The organism is Shewanella electrodiphila, from assembly GCF_023283985.1.
Taxonomy (GTDB): Bacteria; Pseudomonadota; Gammaproteobacteria; order Enterobacterales; family Shewanellaceae; genus Shewanella; species Shewanella electrodiphila.
In genome coordinates this window covers 17,862-41,440 of record NZ_JAKIKU010000018.1, presented here as the reverse complement: position 1 = coordinate 41,440, position 23,579 = coordinate 17,862, and the positions used below count along the sequence as shown (strand labels likewise).

Below are 23,579 nucleotides of genomic sequence, written 5' to 3'. Positions count from 1 at the left end.
ACAGCGATAAATGAGTACCTTGTATGCCTTCAAGTTATTACGATCCTTTAATCAACAGCACGCCAGCATCACAACCTTTTGCAGATAGTTATTGGGCATCGACCCAAAGCTTGCCTGCGCTACTACCTTCACTTAAGAGTAGTCAACAAACAGATGTGGCGATTATCGGCGGTGGCTACACTGGATTACTAACAGCGTATTACTTAGCAACCGAATTTAATATTGATTGCCGTGTACTTGAAGCTAATCAGGTAGGGTTTGGTGCCAGTGCACGAAATGCGGGGTTTGTGCTTAAAGGTTCAGGTCGCTTAGGCTACTCAGCTATGGCAAAGCGGTGGGATCTTGCTACAGCACAAGGTATTTATCAGGAGTTCAGTCAAGCGGTAAGCCGAGTAGAAGGGCTGATAAATCAACACCAGATAGCCTGTGAACCCCAAGAACATGGTTATCTTAAAGTGGCGCATAATCCCAAAGCGCTTAACAGCCTTAAAGCCGCCGCTGATTTTATTCAGCAAAACATGGCGCAAGACAGTGATTTTACGGCGCAATTTATCAGTGCTGATAAGTTTAAAAATCAATATCTCAATCATCATCAAGCTTATGGTGCATTAAGGCTTAATGATGGCTTTGGTGTAAATCCGCTGAAATTGTTACTGGGTTATAAATCATTGGTTCAGCAGCAAGGTATTAGCATTAATGAGCAGTCTTGTGTTGTCGATTGGATTGAAGAAAACGGTAAACATCGACTGCTTACCGAGCATGGTGAACTGTTGGCAAACAAAGTGATAATGGCGGGAAATGCCTATTCACCAAAACAGTTTAATCAGCGAGTGGATGACAAGTTTTTACCGATTTTAAGTAATATTATTGTCACCGAGCCATTGAGCGATGATGAGCTAGCCCAAGCGGGTTTGCATACTAACCAAGTCACCATGGATACCAGAATATTAAAGTATTACTTTAGGCTGCTACCTGATAACCGACTGTTATTCGGCGGAAGAGGCGCGGTGTGGGGCAAAGATGCGGCTGAACCTATTTATGGTCAGCGCTTAAAGCTAGCTATGGATAAATGTTTCCCGTATTTAAGCCGCAAAAAAATTGCCTATAACTGGACAGGTTGGATTGCTGCATCAATGGATGACATGCCCCATGTGTACAGTAAAAATGGTGTTGGTTATAGCCTTGGTTATTGTGGCGCAGGAGTATCTTTTAGTGCTCAAGCTGCCTTTAGGCTAGCTCAAAGTATTGCTGGTGAATCTTTACCTGATTTACCGCTTTATAACGCGCCACTGCCTGCGATGCCCTTTACCAAAGCAAGGCGAATAGGGCAGTGGGGTTACTATCATTATGGTTGGTTAAAAGATAAATTCGGTTAACCTTCACTTGGATTAGTTATCGTTAATTCGGTTTCTTCTAACGGCTCAATTTTAATATTGAAGTAAGCATACGATGCACTGATAAATGGGCAGACCAAGTTAAATATCGCATAGGGCAAGTAAGCGATAGTCGCTACACCTAAAGTGCTTGCCATAAATGCGCCACAAGTATTCCAAGGAATTAATGGGCTGGTAACAGTGGCCGAGTCTTCAAGGGCGCGGCTGAGGTTCACAGCAGCAAGTTGACGTTTTTGATATTCAAGTTTCAGCATTCTTCCAGGCAGTACAATGGCAATATACTGGTCGGCAGTAATCACGTTAGCACCGATACAAACCCCTAATGTAGTGATGATTAAGCTACTGGTGCCTGTGACTAAGCTAAGAATGCTTTCTAGTAACCTTGAAAGTAAGCCTGTTACTTCCATTACTCCACCAAACGCCATGGCACAGAGAATTAACCAAACGGTAGTGACCATGCTGCTCATACCACCACGGCTGAGTAAGTTATCCAGTACCTCATCACCCGTGGTTGCCACGTAACCATCGAACATTGCAATCCAAATGCCTTTAATGATCGCCACAAATGGCAATAAATCGGGCTCATTAACATACGCTATGATGTTGTCGAATTGGAAAAGGGCTGCGCAAATTGCCCCTGCAATGGTACCTAAAATGACGGTAGGGAAAGCGGGCATTTTCTTGTTTGCTAAAAACAGCACGACTAACAGGGGTAACAGTAAATGCAGGCCGGGGTCGTAGGTTTGCTCAAGCAGAGCTAACGTTGTGCCTAGTTGCGAGTCAAAACTCGACACATCAGCAGACAAGCCAATAATCGTAAACACAATGAGCGCAATAATGATGCTTGGCACGGTTGTCCAAGTCATATGCTTGATATGACTAAAAATATTAGAACCTGCAACAGCGGGCGCAAGGTTGGTGGTATCAGATAATGGCGACATTTTATCGCCAAAATAAGCACCACTAATAATAGCGCCAGCGGTGATATTAATATCTAAGCCCATTGCCGAGGCAATGCCCACCAGTGCAATACCTATTGTACCGGCCACCGTCCATGAACTGCCGATACTGATAGCGACTATCGCGCACAAGATACAACTTGCAGCGTAGAAATATTTGGGGTTGAGGATTTGCATACCGTAATAAATCATTGTCGGTACAGTTCCTGAAAGAATCCAAGTTCCAATGAGCGATCCCACAGTAAATAGAATCAGTAATGCGCCTGTGGCGATACCAATACTGTTGACTATTCCGCGCTCCATTTGGTTCCAGCTGTAACCATTTTTATAACCAATCACGATGGCAATACACGCAGCAAGGATCAGCGCTATTTGGTTAGCACCTGAAGAGCTGTCAGATGAAAAAAGGTATACCGCAGCGCCAAGCATAGTGATTAATGCAAAGACGGGTAAGAGTGCATCAAGCAAACTCGGCTGCTTGATTTGAGAGTCAGACATAAAGCTATCCCTAATGTTATTTTTATTATAGGTCGTGCTAGGTATAAGTTATTTTTAGCCTTGGTTACTATTGTTATTAAATTGTGACGGTGCGACATCCTGCCATAAAGCAGTAGCTCAAGTCGATGTTTGTGGGTCGTTGTTATAGCCGTTAATTGGATTGGATTTAGCTAGTTTTAACAATTCAGACATTTAATAAGCATAGCTATTCATAATAGTTATTTAGCGTGCATAAATACCCATTCAAAATATTACCGAAAAAAGTCGATGTGATTTGAACTGCTTGTTCGACGGCATTAAGCCGTTAACTTTTGACCTTAAACAAGCTATATGAGGGTTGAGTCCTTCAAAAGCGATTAATTGCTTAGATTAGTAAAGGGTAGACTGCGGTTATTGAGATTTTCCTTTATTGAGAGGCTGACGCACCTCAATAAACCGCCACGATATATAGGTATTACATGAATAAAAAACAAATTGGCGCAGTGCTTATGTCGCTATCATTTAGCGCATTGGGTGTTTCAGCGACGGCAAATGCCAATGAAGCATCTGAACAAGCTCAATTAGAGCAAGCTATGAGTGAAATGGTGGTGGCTGAAACATCGATGCTGTTGCTAGAAGAAGGTGATGCGTACCATACTGAGTTTACGAGAATTGTAGCGACCCAATTTAGTGAAATCCTTATCACAAAAGAGCAAGCTAAGCAGTTATCGTTGCAGAAAACCAAGCATTTCTATTTTTCTGCAGAGCATGACGTAGAAACATTGGCACAGGTGGTTTCAGGTGTGATTGATACTGATGCACCGACCTATTTCTCAGTAAGCTTATTTCGCGAATACAACCGTAATAATGGTGGCTATCAGTTCGGTGCCAAAATTACTGAGTACGAAGATACCGTTAACCGTGATTAACCCATTTTTCATTTGAATCACCCCTTTGCCGAGCCCATGCTCGGCTTTTTTGTTTTAGGGTCGCAATTTGATTTTAGCAAACTGGCTTGTAGTGAAATAACCGTCGATAATAATGTTATATGACATCAATAAATTCCGTTTCAGAGGCTTAATTGCAAAATATGACAGATGACACTATAAAGTTATCGGCTTTCACTACTAACGCAACAGACGATGTTATTGAGTTATTTACTCAATCGTTTGGGGATGCTGAGGGCGAGGTTGAAGGCAAGGTGATTGGTCACTTAGTTTCTGAATTGATTGTGACAACACCTGAGACAGACTTGTTGGGCTTTGTTGCAACCATAGAAAACAAGATTGTAGGGGCTATCTTCTTTAGTCGTTTAACATTAGCGAATAAAGCCAATGCGTTTATTTTATCTCCTGTTGCGGTGAGCACCGCTTTTCAAGCAAAAGGGATTGGCCAAAAGCTAATTAACTTTGGCTTAAAACAGCTGAAAGACAATGGGGTTGAGTTAGTGTTTACTTACGGTGACCCTAACTACTACGTTAAGGTTGGCTTTAACCCTGTCAGCGAAGACTGCATCAAAGCGCCTCTTATACTGACTTACCCTGAAGGATGGTTAGCACAGTCATTAGTTGGCACCGAGATTGAGCCGATTGAAGGGGATAGTTTTTGTGTGGATGCACTGAATGAGCAGTCATACTGGTAATTGGGTTTCGGCAGAAATGCCGAAGTGATTTTTATTTTATAAATCTACATCTAAATCTACATCAAGATCGTGGCGCTTCGCCCACACCAAAATCAAGGGGGAAAGCGCTTGTCCCCCTTGATAATCCCTCAGCGCTCCGGCGAAATTTAAAAAGCAAAATTTCCAACGGAGTATTGTTTATCTTTTGGCCTCGTTTTGATTCTGCTTCGTTCATCTTCAAAAATTACTAACGCTTCCGATGGCGCATTTCGTTTTGTTTTTTGTAGTTCAAAGCAAAATCAAGGTCGTGGCGCCTCGCCCACTCCAGACCAAAAGGGTATCAACAGCAATACCCTCTAGGATCACCCTGCCGCCTTTACGAAATTTTCTGAAAAGCGAAAGATTTCTACAAGGATGGCTCCAGCTTTTAGCTTCTTTTTGATTCTACTTCGACCATCTTCGAAAATGACTAACGCTTTCGATGGGGCGTCCCTTCCCCTCGAAAGCTAGCCAGACATCCATGTCTGGGCTCACGTAATTTTTTTGATGGCCTCAATTCATATGGTGTCTTCAAATTGTATGCTCGAGCTTTTTAGAATACCCAAAAGAAGTTAAATCGAAGAAGTAATAATCCCAGTGTAGATGCAGCAGCGAGCTTCCAAAACATGGATGTTTTGGCAGAGCTTACATGGATGTACTTGCAGCGCCTCGCAGTTGTATCTGCACATAAGCCTGCGGCAGGCAATTGGTTAGATTGAAGTTTTGAGTTAGGTCAACAAACATCATTTTCAGTTAAGGTAGATTGGTATTTATATAAATGTAATTTAGAAGGAAGAATAAGCCTAATGACGGAAGAGAATAAAAGTATAGATATTTTAGGCGTAAAACCAATCGCAGACTCAATCAATACAGTAACAGAAGGGACTGTTAATGGTGCTTCGGCTTTCTTAGGGTGTATATGCTTACCTGCAGCTGAAGAGTTTGGACTTCTGCTTAAAGACAAAGTTAGTAGTTGGAGAGCTAGAAATGCGATAACAATAGCGAATAAAGCTGAAAAATTATTAGAGCTTCAAGGTGGTTATAAAGAGTTAAGTGCTCACCCAAGAATTATTCATTCGACTATCGAAAATGGATCATGGGCGGAAGAAAAGGTTATGCAGGGTTTATGGGCTGGCATTCTTGCTAGTTCATGCACAAAAGAGGGAGGAGGTGAAAGTAACTTAATATTGATTAATCTTTTAACGCAGCTAACAACGAGTCAAGTTAAGCTATTGAACCATATTTGTGAGCAATCAAAAGTCTTTCAAACTGAAGAGGGATGGATTGCAGCTCAAACATTCAAAATGGAAGTTGAAGAGTTAACTCTAGTGATGAACACAATGGATCTTCAACAAATCGATCGTGAATTAGATCACTTGCGTAGCTTAGAGCTAATAAAAACAGGGTTTTCATCTGATAGTCTAATTGCGGATGTCACCCCCATGCCTTTGTCTTTACACATGTATGTGAAAGGAAAAGGCTTTAATGGGAATCCATGTGAGTTTTTCGGAGCCCCAATTGTATCTAAAGAAGAAAGGACAAAGCTACGTAAGGATGAGTATGGATTAGGTTGAAAATCCCTATGATATTTCTATCACAGGGATTTTATTTTTATCGCTTCAACTACAAGTACAAACTAAATAATTAGTCTTTCCCTTGCTCACGTGCAATTGCACGGTATGCAATATCAGTGCGGAAGTAGACATCATCCCAGTGGATGGCATCGACTAACTTGTATGCGCTTGCTTGTGCTTCTGTAACTGTATCACCTAACGCAGTCGCACATAATACGCGGCCGCCTGCAGTGACGACGTGACCATCTTTCATTGCTGTGCCAGCGTGGAATACTTTGGCGTTGTTATCACCTAAAGATAAGCCGTCAATCACGTCAGCTTTGCGGTATGCATCTGGGTAACCGCCTGCTGCAAGTACAACACCGACTGCTGCGCGTGAATCAAATTCTGCAGTCACAGTATCTAACTCACCACGGGTGGCTGCTAGACAAAGCTCAACTAGGTCTGATTGTAGACGCATCATGATTGGTTGTGTTTCTGGGTCGCCAAAGCGGCAGTTGTACTCAAGTACTTTTGCGCTGCCATCTGGAGAAATCATTAACCCTGCATATAAGAAGCCTGTGTATACATTGCCTTCTGCTGCCATGCCATCAACCGTTGGGCGGATAACATTTGCAATCGTCCAATCGTGAACGGCTTGGGTGACAACAGGGGCTGGTGAGTATGCACCCATGCCGCCAGTGTTAGGGCCATAATCGCCGTTATCACGGGCTTTATGGTCTTGGCTGGTGGCCATTGCTAAGATGTTTTTGCCGTCTACCATCACGATAAAACTGGCTTCTTCACCTTTTAAAAATTCTTCGATAACGACGCGAGAACCGGCTTCACCGAACTTGTTGCCAGCTAGCATGTCTTCGATTGCCGCATCAGCTTCAGCTTGGTCAGCAGCGATAATCACGCCTTTGCCTGCTGCTAAGCCGTCAGCTTTAATCACAACAGGGAAACCTGTTTTAGCTGTTAACTCTGCTGAGTACGCTTTTGCAGCGTCAATTTCAGTGAAGTTTGAGTAGTCAGCAGTTGGGATGTTATGACGCGCTAAAAAGTCTTTGGTGAAGGCTTTTGAAGACTCAAGCTGCGCAGCGCCTTGGGTAGGGCCGAAAATCGGTAATTTTGCTTCGTTAAAAGCATCGACTACGCCCAGTGCTAATGGCACTTCTGGACCAACAATCGTCAATTCAATTTTGTTGTCTTGAGCAAACTTAACTAACTCTGAAATCGCTTCAACGTTAATGTCGACGTTTTCTAGTTTTGGCTCTAAAGACGTGCCCGCATTGCCTGGTGCGACAAATACAGTGTCAACTTCTGGTGATTGTGCTGCTTTCCAAGCTAACGCATGTTCGCGTCCGCCGCCGCCAATAACTAATACTTGCATCTTTTAATCCTCTTATAGCTGCGCCATAGTCTCAATTTCTGCTTCAAACATGCTCACTTATGCTTATAAGCTCCGCGTGTTTTCATTGAGCTTGAAACAATGGCTTGCTCTAATATGCTTAAAAATTCCATGGTCTCAATTTCTGCTTCATTTATAGTTATAAACTCCGCGTGTCTTCATTGAGCTTGAAACAATGGCTTGCTCTAATATGCTTAAAGCTGAACTTAGTACATCGCTTATTAGCATTAACAAGCGATGTTAAATCGTATTTAGTGACGGAAGTGACGCATGCCAGTAAATACCATGGCAATGCCGTGCTCGTCTGCCGCTGCGATAATTTCTTCATCACGGATTGAGCCACCAGGTTGGATGATACAGCTAATACCTGCAGCCGCTGCTGCATCGATACCGTCACGGAATGGGAAGAAGGCATCTGATGCCATCACTGAACCTTCAACCACTAAACCTTCGTCAGCCGCTTTAATGCCAGCCACTTTAGCTGAGTAAACACGGCTCATTTGGCCAGCGCCGACACCGATAGTCATGCCATCTTTTGCGTAAACAATCGCGTTAGATTTAACGAATTTAGCCACTTTCCAGCAGAACATTAAGTCAGTTAGCTGCTCGGCTGTTGGTTGTATTTTTGATACCACTTTAACGTCAGCCACATCAACCATGCCTTGGTCGCGGTCTTGAACTAATAAGCCGCCGTTAACACGTTTGAAGTCTTGAGTCGTGGTTTTAGTATTCCACTGGCCGCACTCTAATAAACGTACGTTAGCTTTTGCTGCCACGATATCACGTGCTGCTTGGCTTACTGTTGGCGCAATAATCACTTCAACAAATTGACGGTCAACAATGGCTTTTGCGGTATCAGCATCTAACTCTTGGTTAAAGGCGATGATGCCACCAAATGCTGACGTTGGGTCAGTTTTGAATGCGCGATCGTAAGCTTCAAGAATCGTGTTGCCTAATGCCACACCACAAGGGTTAGCATGTTTTACGATGACACAAGCTGGGCCGTCAAATTCTTTAACACATTCTAGTGCTGAATCAGTATCGGCGATGTTGTTGTATGACAGCGCTTTACCTTGCAATTGTGTTGCACTTGCAACTGAGGCTTCATCAATGTTGCTATCAACATAGAAAGCCGCTTTTTGATGGCTGTTTTCACCGTAGCGTAAATCTTGTTTTTTGATTAGCTGAGTGTTGAATGTACGTGGGAAACTTGAATCTTCGTGACACTCATCTTTACTGTGGGCAGGAACCATAGTGCCAAAGTAGTTAGCAATCATGCCGTCATAAGCTGCAGTGTGCTCGAACGCTGCAATCGCTAGATCAAAACGGGTTTCAAGTGTGGTGCTACCTTCGTTTGCTTGCATTTCTGCAATGACGCGGCCGTAGTCGCTAGCATTAACAACAATCGTGGTGTCTTTATGGTTTTTAGCGGTAGAACGCACCATTGTTGGGCCACCGATATCGATGTTTTCAACAGCATCGGCAAGGGTACAACCTTCTTTTGCTACAGTAGAAGCAAATGGGTATAGGTTAACGGCAACTAAATCGATTGGTTTGATGGCGTTTTGTTCCATCACGATTTCATCAATACCACGACGGGCTAGAATGCCACCGTGTACTTTTGGATGCAGAGTTTTAACACGACCATCCATGATCTCAGGATGACCCGTGTAGTCAGAGACTTCGGTCACTGGAATATTATTATCAGCAAGTAATTTAGCGGTGCCACCAGTAGAAAGTAATTCTACGCCTTGCTCATGTAATGCTTTAGCAAACTCAAGCATTCCAGTTTTATCAGATACGCTTAACAGCGCGCGACGAATAGGTCTGACAGTATTCATGTAGGTACAGTGTCCACTATTTATTTTAAGGAAGTTTGGCAAAACAGAATTACTCGAACACAGTTGCGTGAAATCTGTTTTGCCAAAGTTCCTACGCCCTTCATCTTATTGTTTTTAGGTGGGCCGTAATGAAACGCGCGTATTTTAACGTAATCAGTGTTATTTCGGGAAATTTATGCGCGATTTCACAATATTGAAATAAGAACAAAGTAAGGGGGTGAACTTTGTTCTATAAAACCCTTGACCTTGGATTTAACTCCAAGGTTTATAATTGGCTTATTAAGCTGGTAAAGGTTTGAATTTAAGTTTTCACTGGGCAGGTAAATATATGTATCGAATTGGCGAACTCGCGACTTTATTTGATGTTAAAACAGATACGCTGCGATTTTATGAAAAGCACGGTTTATTGACATCTTCAACTCGTTCAGAGGCGGGATATCGACTATATAGCCAAGATGATGCGCAAAAATTACGTTTTATTATTCGTGCGAAAGCGGTCGGCTTTAGTTTAAATGATATTGCAGAGCTGTTATCGATTGAGTTGGACAAAGCTAATTGGGCCTGCGCCGATGTGAAAGGCTTGGTGGATACCAAGTTAGAACAAGTACAGGCGAAGATCGCAGAGCTTGAATTTTTTGCCAGTTCATTAAATAAATTATCACAGGCGTGTTGCGGCGGACCTGATAGTGCTGAGCACTGCTCTATTTTAGAGGCGCTAGAATCAACCGATAAAGAGTTAAGCCCAAAAGTTGAACATCACCTTCATGCAGAAAAGCAGGGGTAGGACATATTATGTTATTAAGTAATTTTATTGAGTTATTTTTAGAGTCAGCGCCGTGGCTGTTATTAGGCCTAGTGTTGGCTGGCTTGTTAAAAGTGTTTGTACCGATGGCGTGGATGCAAAAACAACTGGGTGGCCACGGTTTAAAAACTGTTGTTAAGGCTGCAGTTATTGGTGCACCTTTGCCGCTGTGTTCATGCGGGGTTATCCCGGCGGCAGTGGGACTTCGTCGCTCGGGTGCTTCAAAAGCTGCAACGACATCATTTTTAGTGTCGACGCCTGAAACGGGTGTCGATTCAGTAACGGTGTCTTATGTTTTATTAGGGCCATTTATGGCCATCATTCGCCCTATTGCTGCTATCACCAGTGCTGTTGTGGCTGGGCTATTAGTCGGACGAGATGATAAGCCTGAAATCGTTGAAACTAAGTTAGATAAGGGTGAAAAATTAGCCCGCGAGCTTGGCGATAAAGGTGAAGTGACTTCTTCTTGCTGCAGTAAAACTAAAGCCAGCGCAGCGCCTAAATTTACACCTGATACAGCGCCTATGATGGCTAGTACAACTGAGACTAAAAGCTGTTGCTCAAGTAAGGCGGTACAGCCTGAAAAAACCAGCTGTTGTTCTAGTAAAGTGGATAAAGCTGAGGTTAAGTCAGAGAAAGCTAGCTGTTGTGCAAGCAAAGCGGATAAAGCTAACCTTATGACAGAGGAAACCAGTTGTTGTTCAAGTAAGCCGGATCTCGCAGCTGAATCGTCTGAAAGCTGCTGTGAATCCACTAAAGACATGGCGACAGAGCTTAAAAGTGAGTCAATATTATCAAGAGTGAAATCAGGGTTGGTTTATGCCGCCACTGATTTAGTCAGAGATACCACGTTATGGTTGTTGGTGGGGTTATTCTTTGCTGCATTAGTACAGACGTTTGTGCCTGGTGATTTTCTTGCCAAGTGGGGTGATGGCATATTGGCTATGTTAGTGATGGTATTGATTTCTGTGCCTATGTACATCTGCGCTACAGCATCCACGCCGATTGCGGCTGGTTTGTTATTGGCTGGTGTTTCACCTGGTGCGGTATTGGTGTTCATGATGGCAGGTCCTGCTACTAATATCGCGACTTTAGGCGTTGTCACTAAAGAGTTAGGTAAGCGCGCCTTGTTTGGCTATCTAGGCGGCGTACTGGGTGTCGCATTAGCGTTTGGTGTATTGGTTAACTATCTTGTGGCAGAGTTTGGTTTTGTGGTGATGCCGCAAATTGGTCACGAGCATGAACTGCTTCCTTCATATGTCACCATAGGCTCAGGTATTGTGTTGGCACTATTAATGGCAAAAGTGATTTACGATAAGCTACCTAAAAAGAGTATGAGAAGGGACTGTTGTTCTTAATGCTTGTATAGGTTGAACTTTATATTTTCTAAATATACTCATGAATAAAGGCCCGAAAGGGTCTTTTTTGTGTTTAAAAGCCATGGGTTAAATCTTTTAGTTAATGATACATTTTGTCACCTAGTTTATTGATTTATAACCCTCAAGTTAGCATTCAGGTCATACTTGTTAATATCAGCTTTACCTAAACAAGACACAGCTCAAGTTTTTAATTTAAACAATATCATATTTGTTAAATTTCAGATCTCATGTGATCGGCGTCACTCATTTCACTAAATGGAATACCTAATATGCGCGCAAGTGCCTATTTAGTTGGTATTAAAAATAACGGAGTGATGATGAAACATTTAACGAAATGCAAATTAGCATTTGTTATCGCAGCGGCAGTGGGGATTGCAGGTTGTGGTAGTGATGGTAAAGATGGCAACCCAGGGGAACCAGGTCCAGGACCAACCCCACCAACAACAGAAACATCAGAAATTACAAATGTAGATGTGATCCATCATGCGGTTGAAGATGGACAAGTAACGGTTGAGTTTGGCATTACCAATGAAGACGATATTCGCATTATTGGCTTAGAAGATGCCGAGTTATATCTTGCCGCGTTAACTGAGCAAGGTATCAAGCGTAGTAACAGCAGCGATGAAAATCCTGTTGGCGGCGCAGCAAAAGCGAGTGACGAAGGTGCTTCGTTAACTGAACTTGAAAATGGCAATTATGAGTTTATTGCACCAATGGCAGCAGTAACTGCTGGCACTGAAGGCATTATTCGCTTTCAAGTGGGCGGCGGTGACATCGCAACATCTGACTATATCGTAATTGATAAGCCTGAAGCAGCGATGACAACGTCAACAGAAGCTTGTTATACCTGTCACGTTGATTACTCAACTTCAAGTTTCAGACATCCATCGCGTGTAGCGGTTGATTTAGAAGGTGAAACTGATTTTGTTGCTGGTTGTATGACTTGTCACGGTCACGTTACTCGTGACGACAATGGCTCAAACACCCATATGCAAAAAATTGGTCATATCAATCACCAAGGTTTTGAAACTGGTTTTGAAGTATCTAACTGTACAACTTGTCACGTAGATCCAATCACGACTGTTTATAACCAACAGACTTGTATTGATTGTCATGATGCAGCAGGTGTTGCAAACACTGAAGTTGAAGCAACATTTAATAGCTTTAACCAAACTGGTGATGACTGGCGTCAATTCCACACTGTAATGACTGAACGTAAAGAATTGAAGGAAGAGCATGTTGTTTCAGCATCAGCTCCTTACTTTGTTCAAGGCGAAGAGTCAGGAGAGTGGTGTAGCGATATTTCTCTTCACGATGTTGAAGAAAATCAACTTAACTTAGGTGAGCTAGTGGATGCTGGTACTGTTTCTGTATCTAGCTACTTACATGGTTACTACGAAGCGTCAATCACTGGTCGCGCTGCGTCTATGAGCGTTTCTACATCTGGTGAGAGCATGGCTTTATGTGGCACTTTAGATGAAAGCTTCGTGGGTTCTGAGTTATTTGCTTCAGCACGTATTACGTTTGATGGCTTAGTGAGCATGACTGCTCATTCAGATATCGTCAGTGCTGAAGGTGCGTTCATTCATGAGTTTGATCGTCGTCATAGCGTTACTGCTGACAGTTGTACTTCATGTCATAACTCTGAAGGTGATTACCATAAAGGTGGCACGTTTGATGAAGGTGGTATTGGTTGTATAGCATGTCATAACAATGGCCAAGATCGTAATGCTAAAAGCTCAGCACCAGGCTTTGGACCAATGGTTCACAGCATGCACTGGGGTGAAGGTAGCGATGCAGTGACTGGTGAGCCGAACTCAGCAACTAAGCTAAATGCTGAAAACTGTGTTGCTTGTCATGCTGATGGTATCGATTTATATGAAGTGCCAAATGCGTACATTAAGTCTAAAGCATTCAATGGTGGTGAAGCTGGTGTGATGACTTCTCCTGTTATGGCAAACTGTTTTGCTTGTCATAATGATGAGAAAGCACAAAGCCACATGGAACAAAATGGTGGTGAGCTAAACGTACCAGTTACTGCTGATTGGCATACTCAACCTACATCAGAATCTTGTGCCACTTGTCATGCTGAAGGTAAATCTTTTGGTATCGAAAAATTCCATATTTTTGAGCGTTAAATAGTTATTAATATAAGCTGGTAGAGTTAGCTTAAATCAAGACTAACTCTTAGGTTTGATGTTTGAATAAAAAAAGCCACTAGTCATAGTGGCTTTTTTATATTCTGAATTTGGGATGATTGACACAAGATTATATATTGCATTCAAATATAATTAAAAATCATATGATACATATGGTTACACTATTAATTGATGGTTTTTAGTGTTCCAACCTTAAAATAACCTTAACTCATTATTAATCCTGTCTATACTTCGTATGTTTAATCGTAATGCGAACCTTAAATTTTAATATAAAGGCTTGAAAATAAAGGTTTTTAAAATGTTAATCATTTTTAAGGATTTAAAAATCCTTTAAAAACAACAACTTAAGTATTTGTTAAATTCGTCTTTGATTATATAAGAATGTGTTGATTAAGATCTGGTTCAAAGTTCTACCATAAAGGCGATAAAATATACGTCTTGTCATGGCGCATGTGATTCTAGTCACTATTTAACAATACAGAAAAGTCTAATATTAAAAACGGGTTATACCTACAAAGTAGTATCAAATACATTCGGAGTGATGATGAAAAACTTAACGAAATGCAGATTAGCTTTCGTTGTTGCAGCAGCAATGGGGATTGCAGGCTGTGGTAGCGATGGTAAAGACGGCGAAGATGGAGCACCAGGTGAACCAGGTCCAGGACCGACTCCACCAGTAGTAGAAGCTTCTGAAGTGACCAATGTAGAATTTATTTCTCATATGGTTGAAGAAGGACAAGTAACACTTGAGTTTGAAATCACTGATGAAGAAGGCTTATTAATTAATGGCCTTGAAAATGCTGCAGTATATTTGGCAGCAAAAACTGAAGATGGCATTCAGCGTTCACGCGATGGTTCTGTTGGTGGCAGTGCATCTGCAAGTGACGAAGGCGCAACGCTAACTATGCTTGACGATGGTCGATATGAGTTTGTAGCGCCTATGGCTGCTGTTCAAGCTGATACTGAAGGACTCATTCGCTTACAAGTAGGTGGCGGAGATAGCATCGCTTCTTCACCATATATTATTGTGAATAAGCCTGAAATGACGCACACAACAACGACTGAAACTTGTTATTCATGTCACGTTGACTATGCAACTTCAGATATTAAACACAGTGGCTACGTTGCATTAAATACTGACGGCGAAGTTGATTTTGTTGGCGGCTGTATGGTTTGTCATAACAACGTTGCACGCGATGTTGATTCTGAAGGGAACTCTCTAAATACTGGTGGTTATGCTAAAAATACCATGCAGAAATTGGGTCACATCAATCACCAGAAGTTTGAAAAAGACTTCACACCGACTAACTGTTATACCTGTCACGCAGAGCCTGTAATCAATACTAGCATTGCGGGTAACGGTTGTAGTGATTGTCACACAACGGATTCTGCTTCTGCACAATTCATTATGGCAAACAGTGATTTTGATGCTCGTGAATTCCATGTTAAATCAGAAAAAATTGGTATCGATGAGCGTCAAGTGATCCGTGCTGAGCATTCAACTACACTTTCTGCTGTATACATGAATGACACTGGTGCTTACTGTACTGACCTAAGTTTATTCAAAGGTGAAGAGCAACTAAGCATCGAAACACTATATGCTGACGGTACGCTAACTTATGCAAGTACTTACTTACATGGTTACCACAATGAATCTATTGTTGGACGTGAGTCTCGTAGCTACGAAGAGTCTTATAACAGCGATGGTTCTAAAACTTTCTGTCATTCAACATTAGATCTACAAACGCCGCAAATCATGGCGAGTTCACGTGTTACATTTAATCATGGTGAAGATGCATCTTATGATGGCGTTTCTTTCACTAGCTACTCTCCAGTTGCTGAATTAGCAGACTTAAATGTAGTGAGTGATTACGATCGTCGTCACGCTGTGACTACTGATAGCTGTACCACTTGTCACAACAACGAAACTAACTACCACAAAAATGGTAGCTACGTTGAAGGTGGTTTAGATTGTGTTGCTTGTCATAACAATGGCCAAGATCGTAATGCTGTAGGTTCAGCACCTGGCTTTGGCCCAATGGTTCACAGCATGCACTGGGGTATCGGTAACGAGCTTTCTGGTGCTAAGCAAGATGAAGATGGTAACAACGTGCCAAATTCAGCAGACAGTTTAAACGCTGATAACTGTGTATCTTGTCATGCTGAAGGTATTGATTTAAGTGCAATTCCAAATCAATACATGCGTGCTAAAGCATTCAATACAGATGAAAATGGGGACCCAGATACAACTAAGATGGCTAGCCCAATTACAGCTAATTGTTTTGCTTGTCACGATAGCGCATCAGCACTAAGCCATATGGAACAAAATGGCGGTGAGATCGATGCAGAGGTTGTTACTGACTGGTACACACAGCCTACTGCTGAATCTTGTGCAACATGTCATGATACTGGTAAATCATTCGGTATCGACAAGTTCCATAACTTCGAGCGTTAATGTCGTTAGCTAATGCAAAGCATTAGTGTCGCGAGATGATATAGACGGCAAGATTATTAACTAGTTTTTGCTAAATCTATATAAGTATTGAAAAAAAACCACTATTTACCATAGTGGTTTTTTTATGCCTAAAAAATACCCTAGGCTATAAATTGAGCAAGTTTTTTTGATTATATTTTTATTTTTCAATATCTTAGTGTTTACGGTATGAATTGATCTACACTTTAAATCCTCTCAGGCTTAAAGTGGTATGAAAAATCTAAAAGCGCTCTTATAACCTCAAGATATACGTCATAATTCAACGATAAGATTTTTAAACTTTTCTTCATCTTTTAGCTGTTAGTATTATTTTTTTCTCAATAGTGTTGTTTAAGTCATTGTAAAGTAATGTAAAGATAATGGTGTTAAGGCTTTGTTGTTGCATTAGTTATTACTTAAATTGATCTAGCTCAATTTTTTAACATAAACCTTCTATTTTGAAACATGTGATGCAATGGGTTGTGACAGTTATCACTATTTAATTAAATGAAAACGTCTAATGTATAAATTAGAAATACCTAAAAAGTAGTAAAACAAGAAAATCGGAGTGATGATGAAGCATTTAACCAAACGTAAATTAGCGTTCGTTATTGCAGCCGCTATGGGGATAGCAGGCTGTGGTAGTGACGGAAGTGATGGAGAAGATGGTGCGCCAGGCGAACCAGGCGCACCTGGAGAACCAAGTACCCCAGTGACAGAAGTTTCAACAGTGACTAATGTCGAATATATTTCACATCTTGTAGGAGAAGGTCAAGTTACCCTTGAGTTTGAAATTACAGATGAAGATGGCACGTTAATTAATGGTCTTGAAAATGCCGCTGTATATTTAGCTGCAAAAACTGATCATGGAATTCAGCGTGCACGTGATGGCTCTGTTGGTGGCAGTGCTAGCGCGGGTGGTGATAGTGCCACAGAAGGTGCAACGTTAACCATGTTAGATGATGGTCGTTACGAATTTGTTGCGCCGATGGCAGCTGTTCAAGCGGATACAGAAGGCTTGATTCGTTTACAAGTGGGTGGCGGGGATAACATTGCATCTTCACCTTACATTATTGTCAACAAGCCTGAAAATACTCATACCAGCACAACTGAAACTTGTTACTCGTGCCACGTAGATTATGCTACATCAGATATTAAGCACAGTAAGTATGTTGCCTTAAATACAGAAGGGGAAGTTGATTTTGTTGGCGGCTGTATGGTGTGTCATAACAACGTACCTCGTGATATCGACGCTGAAGGAAACTCTTTAGACACTGGTGGTTATGCTAAAAATAGCATGCAGAAATTGGGTCATATTAACCATCAGAAATTTGAAAAAGATTTCACACCAACTAATTGCTACACCTGTCATGCTGAACCTGTAATCAACACCAGTATTGCTGGTAATGGTTGTAGTGACTGTCATGGTAATGGCGAGTCAGGCGTTATTGTACCTGCTGACGGATTCGATGCGCGTGCATTCCACGCAGAATCTTCATTGATTGGTTTAGTTGAGCGTGAAGAAATACGTGCTAACCATTACACCACAACAAGTAACCCATACTTTAATCCAACTATGGATGAGTGGATTGACCACAAAGACGTAGCTTGGACTCAAGGTTACTGTGTTGATATCGCATTATTTGATAACTCAGGTGAAACACCTGTGCAATTAAATATTGGTGAAATGTATGAAGCCCATGAAGTGACTTATGGCGGTGCTTACATCAACAACTACCATAATGATTCTATTGTGGCTCGTGTGATTTCTCATGGCGCAGAAGGTTACATTGAAAACGAAGATGGTTCTCGTTCAGTGTGTTACGGCGAGCTAACAGATGGCTTTGAAGATGCTAACTTGTCAGCAAGTTCACGTATCACTATCGCAGATACTAACTGGGAAGATAGTGATGGTGAGTTCGGTGTATCTTTCACTGGTTACAGTGAAGTCGTTGACCCAATTAACTTTGAAAAAGTGCAAGATTGGGGACGTCGCCATGCAGTAACTGAAGATAGCTGTACGACTTGTCACAACAACGATACTAACTATCATAAAAATGGTGGATACCGTGATGGCGGCTTAGATTGTGTTGCGTGTCATAACAACGGCCAAGATCGTAAAGGCGCTTTATCAGCTCCTGGTTTCGGACCTATGGTTCATAGCATGCACTGGGGTATCGGTAATGCACTTTCAGGTGCTAAGACTGATGAAGAGACTGGTGAGAATGTAGTTAACTCTGCAGCAAGCTTGAATGCTGACAACTGTGTGTCTTGTCATGCTGACGGTGTAAGCCTAGCTGATGTGCCTAATCAATATATGCTTTCAAAAGCGTTTAACGAAGGTACTGCTGGCGTAATGACTAGCCCAATTACAGCAAACTGTTTTGCATGTCATGATTCAGATTCAGCATTGAGCCATATGGAACAAAATGGTGGCGAATTTAACGTTCCAACTACCGATAAATGGTTTACTGAAGGAACTGCTGAGTCATGTGCAACGTGTCATGACACTGGTAAGTCGTTTGGTATTGATGTTTACCATAACTTCGAACGTTAATCACATTAGGTTAATCTAGACGTTAAAAGTGTATTACAGCTCGACCTTGTTGGCGCTGTAATAACAGGAAGCCACTATTGGTAACAATAGTGGCTTTTTTTATTTGATATCTTATAAGGCAACATTATTTACAGGCTCTTATTTTCTGCTGGTTAGGCTCACTTCTCGTAATTCCTACTCAAGTTTCACCTTGCTCATTCTTACTTTATAACGATCATCTGTCGAGACTGCTTAATAAAGTTGACTGTAATTCGCGCTAGTGATCTCATTCGTGATTATTAATGTAGTAAAGAACTAATAAGTCTCTATTGCTACGTATTTAAGATAGTTTTATGCGAAATAAATGATGAAAAAATGACGAATATACGGCGTATTGATTAACGAATTGTTTCCTAAAAATTAAACCCACCTATCATTAAACAAGTGGGCTTATGTTCATGATTCATAAAATTTTGATAATCATGCAGATTTTGCGCTTTAATTTACTGACCAAATATGACGTTAAGCTTTTCAGCTAAACGAATGCCAGCTTGTTGCAGTCTTAATTCAACTGTTGGGGTATGGTTGAATATGTACTGGAATCGAAGATCGGGTTGATCATCACGATTCTTTTCTAGCTCGTATGTTCCTGCACGTAATGCTTTAGATTCATCAGCCCAGTCATAATAGCTTTTGCCTTGCCAGTTTTTGATGTCTTTATCTGAGATACGTTCAATAAACCCTGTGTATTCGGTGTAGCTTAATTTTTGATGCTCAATAATTTTACTGTCCCACACAGAGTGCAGATTTGTATCGTCTCCAAACCATTTCAGTTTTACTTTATTACCGCCGTGGTCGTGGCTATGGCCAACATGCAATGGCTGATGAATGTCGCCGACAAAATGAACATAAAAAGCCAGTGCTTCCCATTTATCTTTTTTTGTTGTTTTTGGATCGATTAAGATTTTTTCATATCGCTCAAGGCTTTCAATAATATCGCCTTTAGGATTTCTTTTTACTGTATCCCACGTCTCATCATCTTCAATAGACACATAGTGCCAAGGCGATGCGTGGTACCAATTTTTATCTGAACGGATCTCATCAGGCCAAGTCGACATTTGTGCCAGTGATTCACCTTTTGTTAATGTATTGATATTACTTTGTGCTGTTGGTGATAGATTATTTTGAGCGAGCTCGCCAATAATTCTATGACCTATTTGACCAAAAGCATGAACGGGTTGGCTGATTGCGCTAGCTAAGGTAATCGTTGCGCTTAATAGGAGTACTGCAGGTTTCATTATTATTATTCCTTTAGCGATTCAGCCACTTTGACCCTAGTAATGTGACCAAATCGATGGTTTAGAAGATTTGTATATTATCTTTTTTTTATTAAATTTTTGTGACTAAACTACCGAGAAACCTTAGCCCATATGGCTTTGGTTAAATTTGTAAAGTAAATTGAGCGCGAATAGTTTAGGTTTTGTTGAGAAATAGTTCAAGAATGACATGATTTTGAAACAAATTGGTTATAAAATCCGCCCTGAAGTTTTTACTCTACAGCTTCATATTAAAAGCTAGATTAACTAGCAAACAAATTAAAATATAAAAATATTTCAGGGGTCTGAAAATGTTAAACAATAAAATCAGTCGCTTAGCACTAGCGACTTGCTTTGCTATGGGTGTTTCTCTACCAGCCATGGCAGCCGATACTGCATCAAACATCCGAGGCCAGATTGTTGGCCCTCAAGGAAATGCTGTTACAGATGCAACAATTACTATCATCCACGAACCAACAGGGACTGTAACAGAAGTGTCAGTAGGCGCTGAGGGTCAATTCCTTGCTCGTGGTCTTCGTGTTGGTGGTCCTTATCTGATCAAAGTTGATTCAGGTAAATTTGCTGATGATATAGAGCAAGATTTATATCTAAACGTAGGTGAAACATTACGTTTTAACCGTACTCTGCAATCTGCAGCTGATATGGAACGTATCGGTGTTGTCGGTAATGCTAGTTACTACCGCAGTGCTGGGGCTAACAGCGAGTTTGGTGCAAAAGAAATTGCTAACGCACCAGGAATTAGTCGTGATCTTAAAGATGTATTGCGTCAAAACCCAATGGCTGTAGTGGGTACCGATGGTATTTCCATGAGCGTAGCGGGTATGAACCCTCGCTTTAACACCTTCGTTGTCGATGGTATTTCTCAAAATGATGATTTCGGCCTTAACTCAAATGGTTATCCGACTCAACGCTCACCCATCTCAATTGATGCAGTAGAAAGTGTTGCGTTAAATGTTTCTCCTTATACTGCACGATTAGGTGGCTTTACTGGCGCGCAGATTAATGCGGTAACTAAGTCTGGTACTAACGAAGTTTCTGGTACCGTTTTTTACGAAATGACCAATGACAGCATGGCTGGTGAAGGTCTTACTCGCGCAGATGAAGATGGTGTTCGTGAAAAGGTAGAACAAAAATTCGAAGAAAAAACCTTTGGAGGCACCATTGGCTTCCCAATCATCAAAGATAAACTGTTTTTCTTTGGTTCTTATGAAAGCTTTGATGCGCCAAAATCTGCTGAATGGGGACCTGAAGGAGCTGGTTTTGGCAACAACTCTGACATTACAGAAGCCGAATTGCAGCGTGTGAGAGATGCTGCAGCAAGCATTTACGGTCTAGAAAATATTGGTGCTTACGATAAAACCCCTCAAGAAGAAGATAAGAAAATTCTGGCTAAAATTGACTGGAATATTAACGACGATCACCGTGCCAGTTTTACTTATCAAAATACCAAAGGTAACTTAACTAACAACTTAGCAAGCAACTCAAGCAGCATTAAGTTATCAAGCACTTGGTATAACAAAGAAGAAATCTTAGAGACGTACGCTGCTAATTTATACAGCGACTGGACTGAAGATTTCAGTACTGAAATTAAAGTGGCATACAAAGATACCACTTCAAACTCAAACACCATTGATGACCTAGGTATTGGCCAAGTTGAAGTACAAACTTACTGGTTCCCAAATGCTGATGAACCATGGAAAAGCTTTGGTTCAGGCGACAAAGTTACCTTTGGTACTGATAAATCACGCCAAGCTAATGAGCTAAATAACCAAAATTTAGAAATGCGTTTTGTTGGTGATTACTACTTAGGTGATCATGAAATAGGCTTTGGTGTGCAATACAATAAAATTGAAGTATTCAATTTGTTCGCACAAAACGTATCGGGTAATTGGAGTTTCAAATCAATTGAAGACTTTGAGCAGGCCATTGTTGATGACTTCTTTTATTCAAATGCAAAGTCAGGCAATCCAACAGACGTAGCTGCAGAATTTAATATGAGTACTTTAGCGTTGTTTGCTGAGGATACTTGGAATATTAATGACGACTTAGAAATGACCTTTGGCTTACGCTACGAAACCATCAGCATGTCAGACTCACCGGCATTGAATGATAACTTTGTTGAACGCTATGGTTTTGCCAACAATGCTACTTTTGATGGCAAGGATATCTGGCTGCCACGTATCGGTTTAACTTATATCCTATCAGATGACGTGAAGTTGCGCGGTGGGGTGGGTCGTTATAGCGGTGGTTCACCAACGGTATGGATGTCTAACAGTTTCTCAAATGATGGTAATAGTTTACTAACATATAATGACGGTTGGAACGACGCTTGGGGCACGCCGGACTTTGGTGATGTACCAAGTGACGCACAAGATGGTTTAGTGGGCGGCGATGGTAACACTAACTCATTAGATCCTGATTTCGATTTACCTTCTGATTGGCGTGCAAGCATTGGCTTTGATAGCACCTGGGACTTCGGTGCTCTAGGTCAAGACTGGTTCTTCGGTGGTGAATTCTTATATATCCAAAAAGAAAATGATGTAGCTTGGGTTGACCTTGCTCGTCGTGAAGTGAAAACAGATGATAGTGGTCGTGTCATTTATGAAACATGGGACCCATTAGCTAACAATGGTGTTGGTGGAAACACTGACCGTTATGACTTGATGCTGACCAATGCCGAAGAAGATGGCACCAGTAAAACGTTATCTTTTACCTTAGCTAAGAGTTGGGATATGGGCCTGAATATGCGTGCTAGTTATGCATATAACTCAGTAGATGAAGGTAACCAAGGCTCATCTTCAACAGCCACTTCTAACTACCAATACACACCTGTTCAATCTGATCGCAATGGTACCTCTATGGGTCCTGGTTACTATGAAACGCCACACCGTTTCACTGTTAGCCTAGGTTATGAAACTGAGTTTGTTGCTGGTTATGCATCTAGCTTCAATATGTTCTATGAAGCCCGTGAAGGTAACCCGTTAACTTGGGTGCTTGGCTCTTATAAAGACGGTGGTTTCGGGGATCAAAGTGCGTTTTATGGTTCTTCATACTATCTACCTTATATACCAACGGACGCGGATGATCCGTTAGTAGAATATAACGGTTTAACGTACGAAGAGTTCAAGAAGGCGATTGATGAAATCGGTCTGAGTAAGTACGCAGGTGGTATTGCAGGTAAGGGTACTAGTAACCAACCATGGGTACATCAATTAGATTTCCGTTTCACTCAGGAACTACCAGGATTTATGGATGGGCATAAAGGTATTTTATACTTTGACGTGAAAAACGTACTTAACCTGATGAATGATGATTGGGGCCGTGTAGAAACACAAAGCTATGGTAGTAAGAAGTTGGTAGACCATAATTATAACCCAGAAACGGGTGTTTACTCTTACTCAGTGCCTTACGGGCAAGATGGGTTAGAGACTGACAATTACAATAGCTATGACGTAAACAAGTCTACTTGGCAGTTAAAAGTTGGCGTTAAATACAAGTTCTAAATTGAGCTAATTTAACCAATAAAATACCGAGCTTAGGCTCGGTATTTTTTTGCCTGAAATAAATGCACAAATAAGCGTGTTAATCAGGTAATTTT

Annotated in this window: 14 protein-coding genes; 10 read left to right on the top strand and 4 right to left on the bottom strand. The window is 41.4% G+C overall.

The window, feature by feature from the left end; genetic code table 11:
- Positions 1–23 precede the first annotated feature (23 nt).
- Positions 24–1,376: an NAD(P)/FAD-dependent oxidoreductase gene (locus L2737_RS20905; protein WP_248956995.1), complete on the top strand. Its 1,353-nt coding sequence runs from the start codon at positions 24–26 to the stop codon at positions 1,374–1,376.
- Here the strand turns inward: L2737_RS20905 and nhaC are convergent.
- A complete protein-coding gene (nhaC, locus tag L2737_RS20900; protein ID WP_248956994.1) occupies positions 1,373–2,851 on the bottom strand; it encodes a Na+/H+ antiporter NhaC in 1,479 nt (492 codons plus the stop codon). The genes L2737_RS20905 and nhaC overlap by 4 nt on opposite strands.
- A 458-nt stretch (positions 2,852–3,309) precedes the next feature.
- On the opposite strand from nhaC, the gene L2737_RS20895 reads away from it, so the two are divergent.
- The 3 genes from L2737_RS20895 to L2737_RS20885 all read left to right on the top strand — a co-directional run bounded on the left by L2737_RS20895 (position 3,310) and on the right by L2737_RS20885 (position 6,064).
- Positions 3,310–3,759 carry a hypothetical protein gene (locus L2737_RS20895; RefSeq protein ID WP_248956993.1) on the top strand — a complete coding sequence of 150 codons (450 nt, stop codon included), beginning with the start codon at positions 3,310–3,312 and terminating at the stop codon, positions 3,757–3,759.
- A 161-nt stretch (positions 3,760–3,920) separates the two neighbouring features.
- Positions 3,921–4,472 (top strand): GNAT family N-acetyltransferase, encoded by a 552-nt coding sequence (locus L2737_RS20890; protein WP_248956992.1) that lies wholly within the window; start codon positions 3,921–3,923, stop codon positions 4,470–4,472.
- A gap of 824 nt (positions 4,473–5,296) precedes the next feature.
- Positions 5,297–6,064, top strand: coding sequence for an Abi-alpha family protein (locus tag L2737_RS20885; RefSeq protein WP_248956991.1), 768 nt, complete (start codon positions 5,297–5,299; stop codon positions 6,062–6,064).
- A 70-nt stretch (positions 6,065–6,134) separates the two neighbouring features.
- On the opposite strand, the gene purD is transcribed toward L2737_RS20885, so the two are convergent.
- Positions 6,135–7,436 (bottom strand): phosphoribosylamine--glycine ligase, encoded by a 1,302-nt coding sequence (gene purD / locus L2737_RS20880; protein ID WP_248956990.1) that lies wholly within the window; start codon positions 7,434–7,436, stop codon positions 6,135–6,137.
- 269 nt (positions 7,437–7,705) lie between these two features.
- Positions 7,706–9,295, bottom strand: coding sequence for a bifunctional phosphoribosylaminoimidazolecarboxamide formyltransferase/IMP cyclohydrolase (gene purH / locus L2737_RS20875; RefSeq protein ID WP_102526411.1), 1,590 nt, complete (start codon positions 9,293–9,295; stop codon positions 7,706–7,708).
- Between the two features lie 328 nt (positions 9,296–9,623).
- On the opposite strand from purH, the gene zntR reads away from it, so the two are divergent.
- The 5 genes from zntR to L2737_RS20850 all read left to right on the top strand — a co-directional run bounded on the left by zntR (position 9,624) and on the right by L2737_RS20850 (position 18,665).
- The gene (gene zntR / locus L2737_RS20870) at positions 9,624–10,079 is read left to right on the top strand and encodes a Zn(2+)-responsive transcriptional regulator (protein ID WP_248957007.1); all 456 of its coding nucleotides are present in this window, start codon (positions 9,624–9,626) and stop codon (positions 10,077–10,079) included.
- A gap of 8 nt (positions 10,080–10,087) precedes the next feature.
- Positions 10,088–11,455, top strand: a complete 1,368-nt coding sequence (locus L2737_RS20865) for an SO_0444 family Cu/Zn efflux transporter (protein WP_248956989.1) — start codon at positions 10,088–10,090, stop codon at positions 11,453–11,455.
- A gap of 290 nt (positions 11,456–11,745) precedes the next feature.
- Positions 11,746–13,614 carry a multiheme c-type cytochrome gene (locus tag L2737_RS20860; RefSeq protein ID WP_248956988.1) on the top strand — a complete coding sequence of 623 codons (1,869 nt, stop codon included), beginning with the start codon at positions 11,746–11,748 and terminating at the stop codon, positions 13,612–13,614.
- 565 nt (positions 13,615–14,179) lie between these two features.
- The gene (locus L2737_RS20855; RefSeq protein ID WP_248956987.1) at positions 14,180–16,090 is read left to right on the top strand and encodes a multiheme c-type cytochrome; all 1,911 of its coding nucleotides are present in this window, start codon (positions 14,180–14,182) and stop codon (positions 16,088–16,090) included.
- A gap of 592 nt (positions 16,091–16,682) precedes the next feature.
- Positions 16,683–18,665: a multiheme c-type cytochrome gene (locus tag L2737_RS20850; RefSeq protein ID WP_248956986.1), complete on the top strand. Its 1,983-nt coding sequence runs from the start codon at positions 16,683–16,685 to the stop codon at positions 18,663–18,665.
- Between the two features lie 482 nt (positions 18,666–19,147).
- Here the strand turns inward: L2737_RS20850 and L2737_RS20845 are convergent, their stop codons facing one another.
- Positions 19,148–19,942: a S1/P1 nuclease gene (locus L2737_RS20845; protein WP_248956985.1), complete on the bottom strand. Its 795-nt coding sequence runs from the start codon at positions 19,940–19,942 to the stop codon at positions 19,148–19,150.
- 329 nt (positions 19,943–20,271) lie between these two features.
- Here L2737_RS20845 and L2737_RS20840 point away from each other — a divergent pair, with 329 nt between their 5' ends.
- On the top strand, positions 20,272–23,484 hold the full coding sequence (locus tag L2737_RS20840) for a TonB-dependent receptor (protein ID WP_248956984.1): 3,213 nt from the start codon (positions 20,272–20,274) through the stop codon (positions 23,482–23,484).
- Positions 23,485–23,579: the final 95 nt, after the last annotated feature.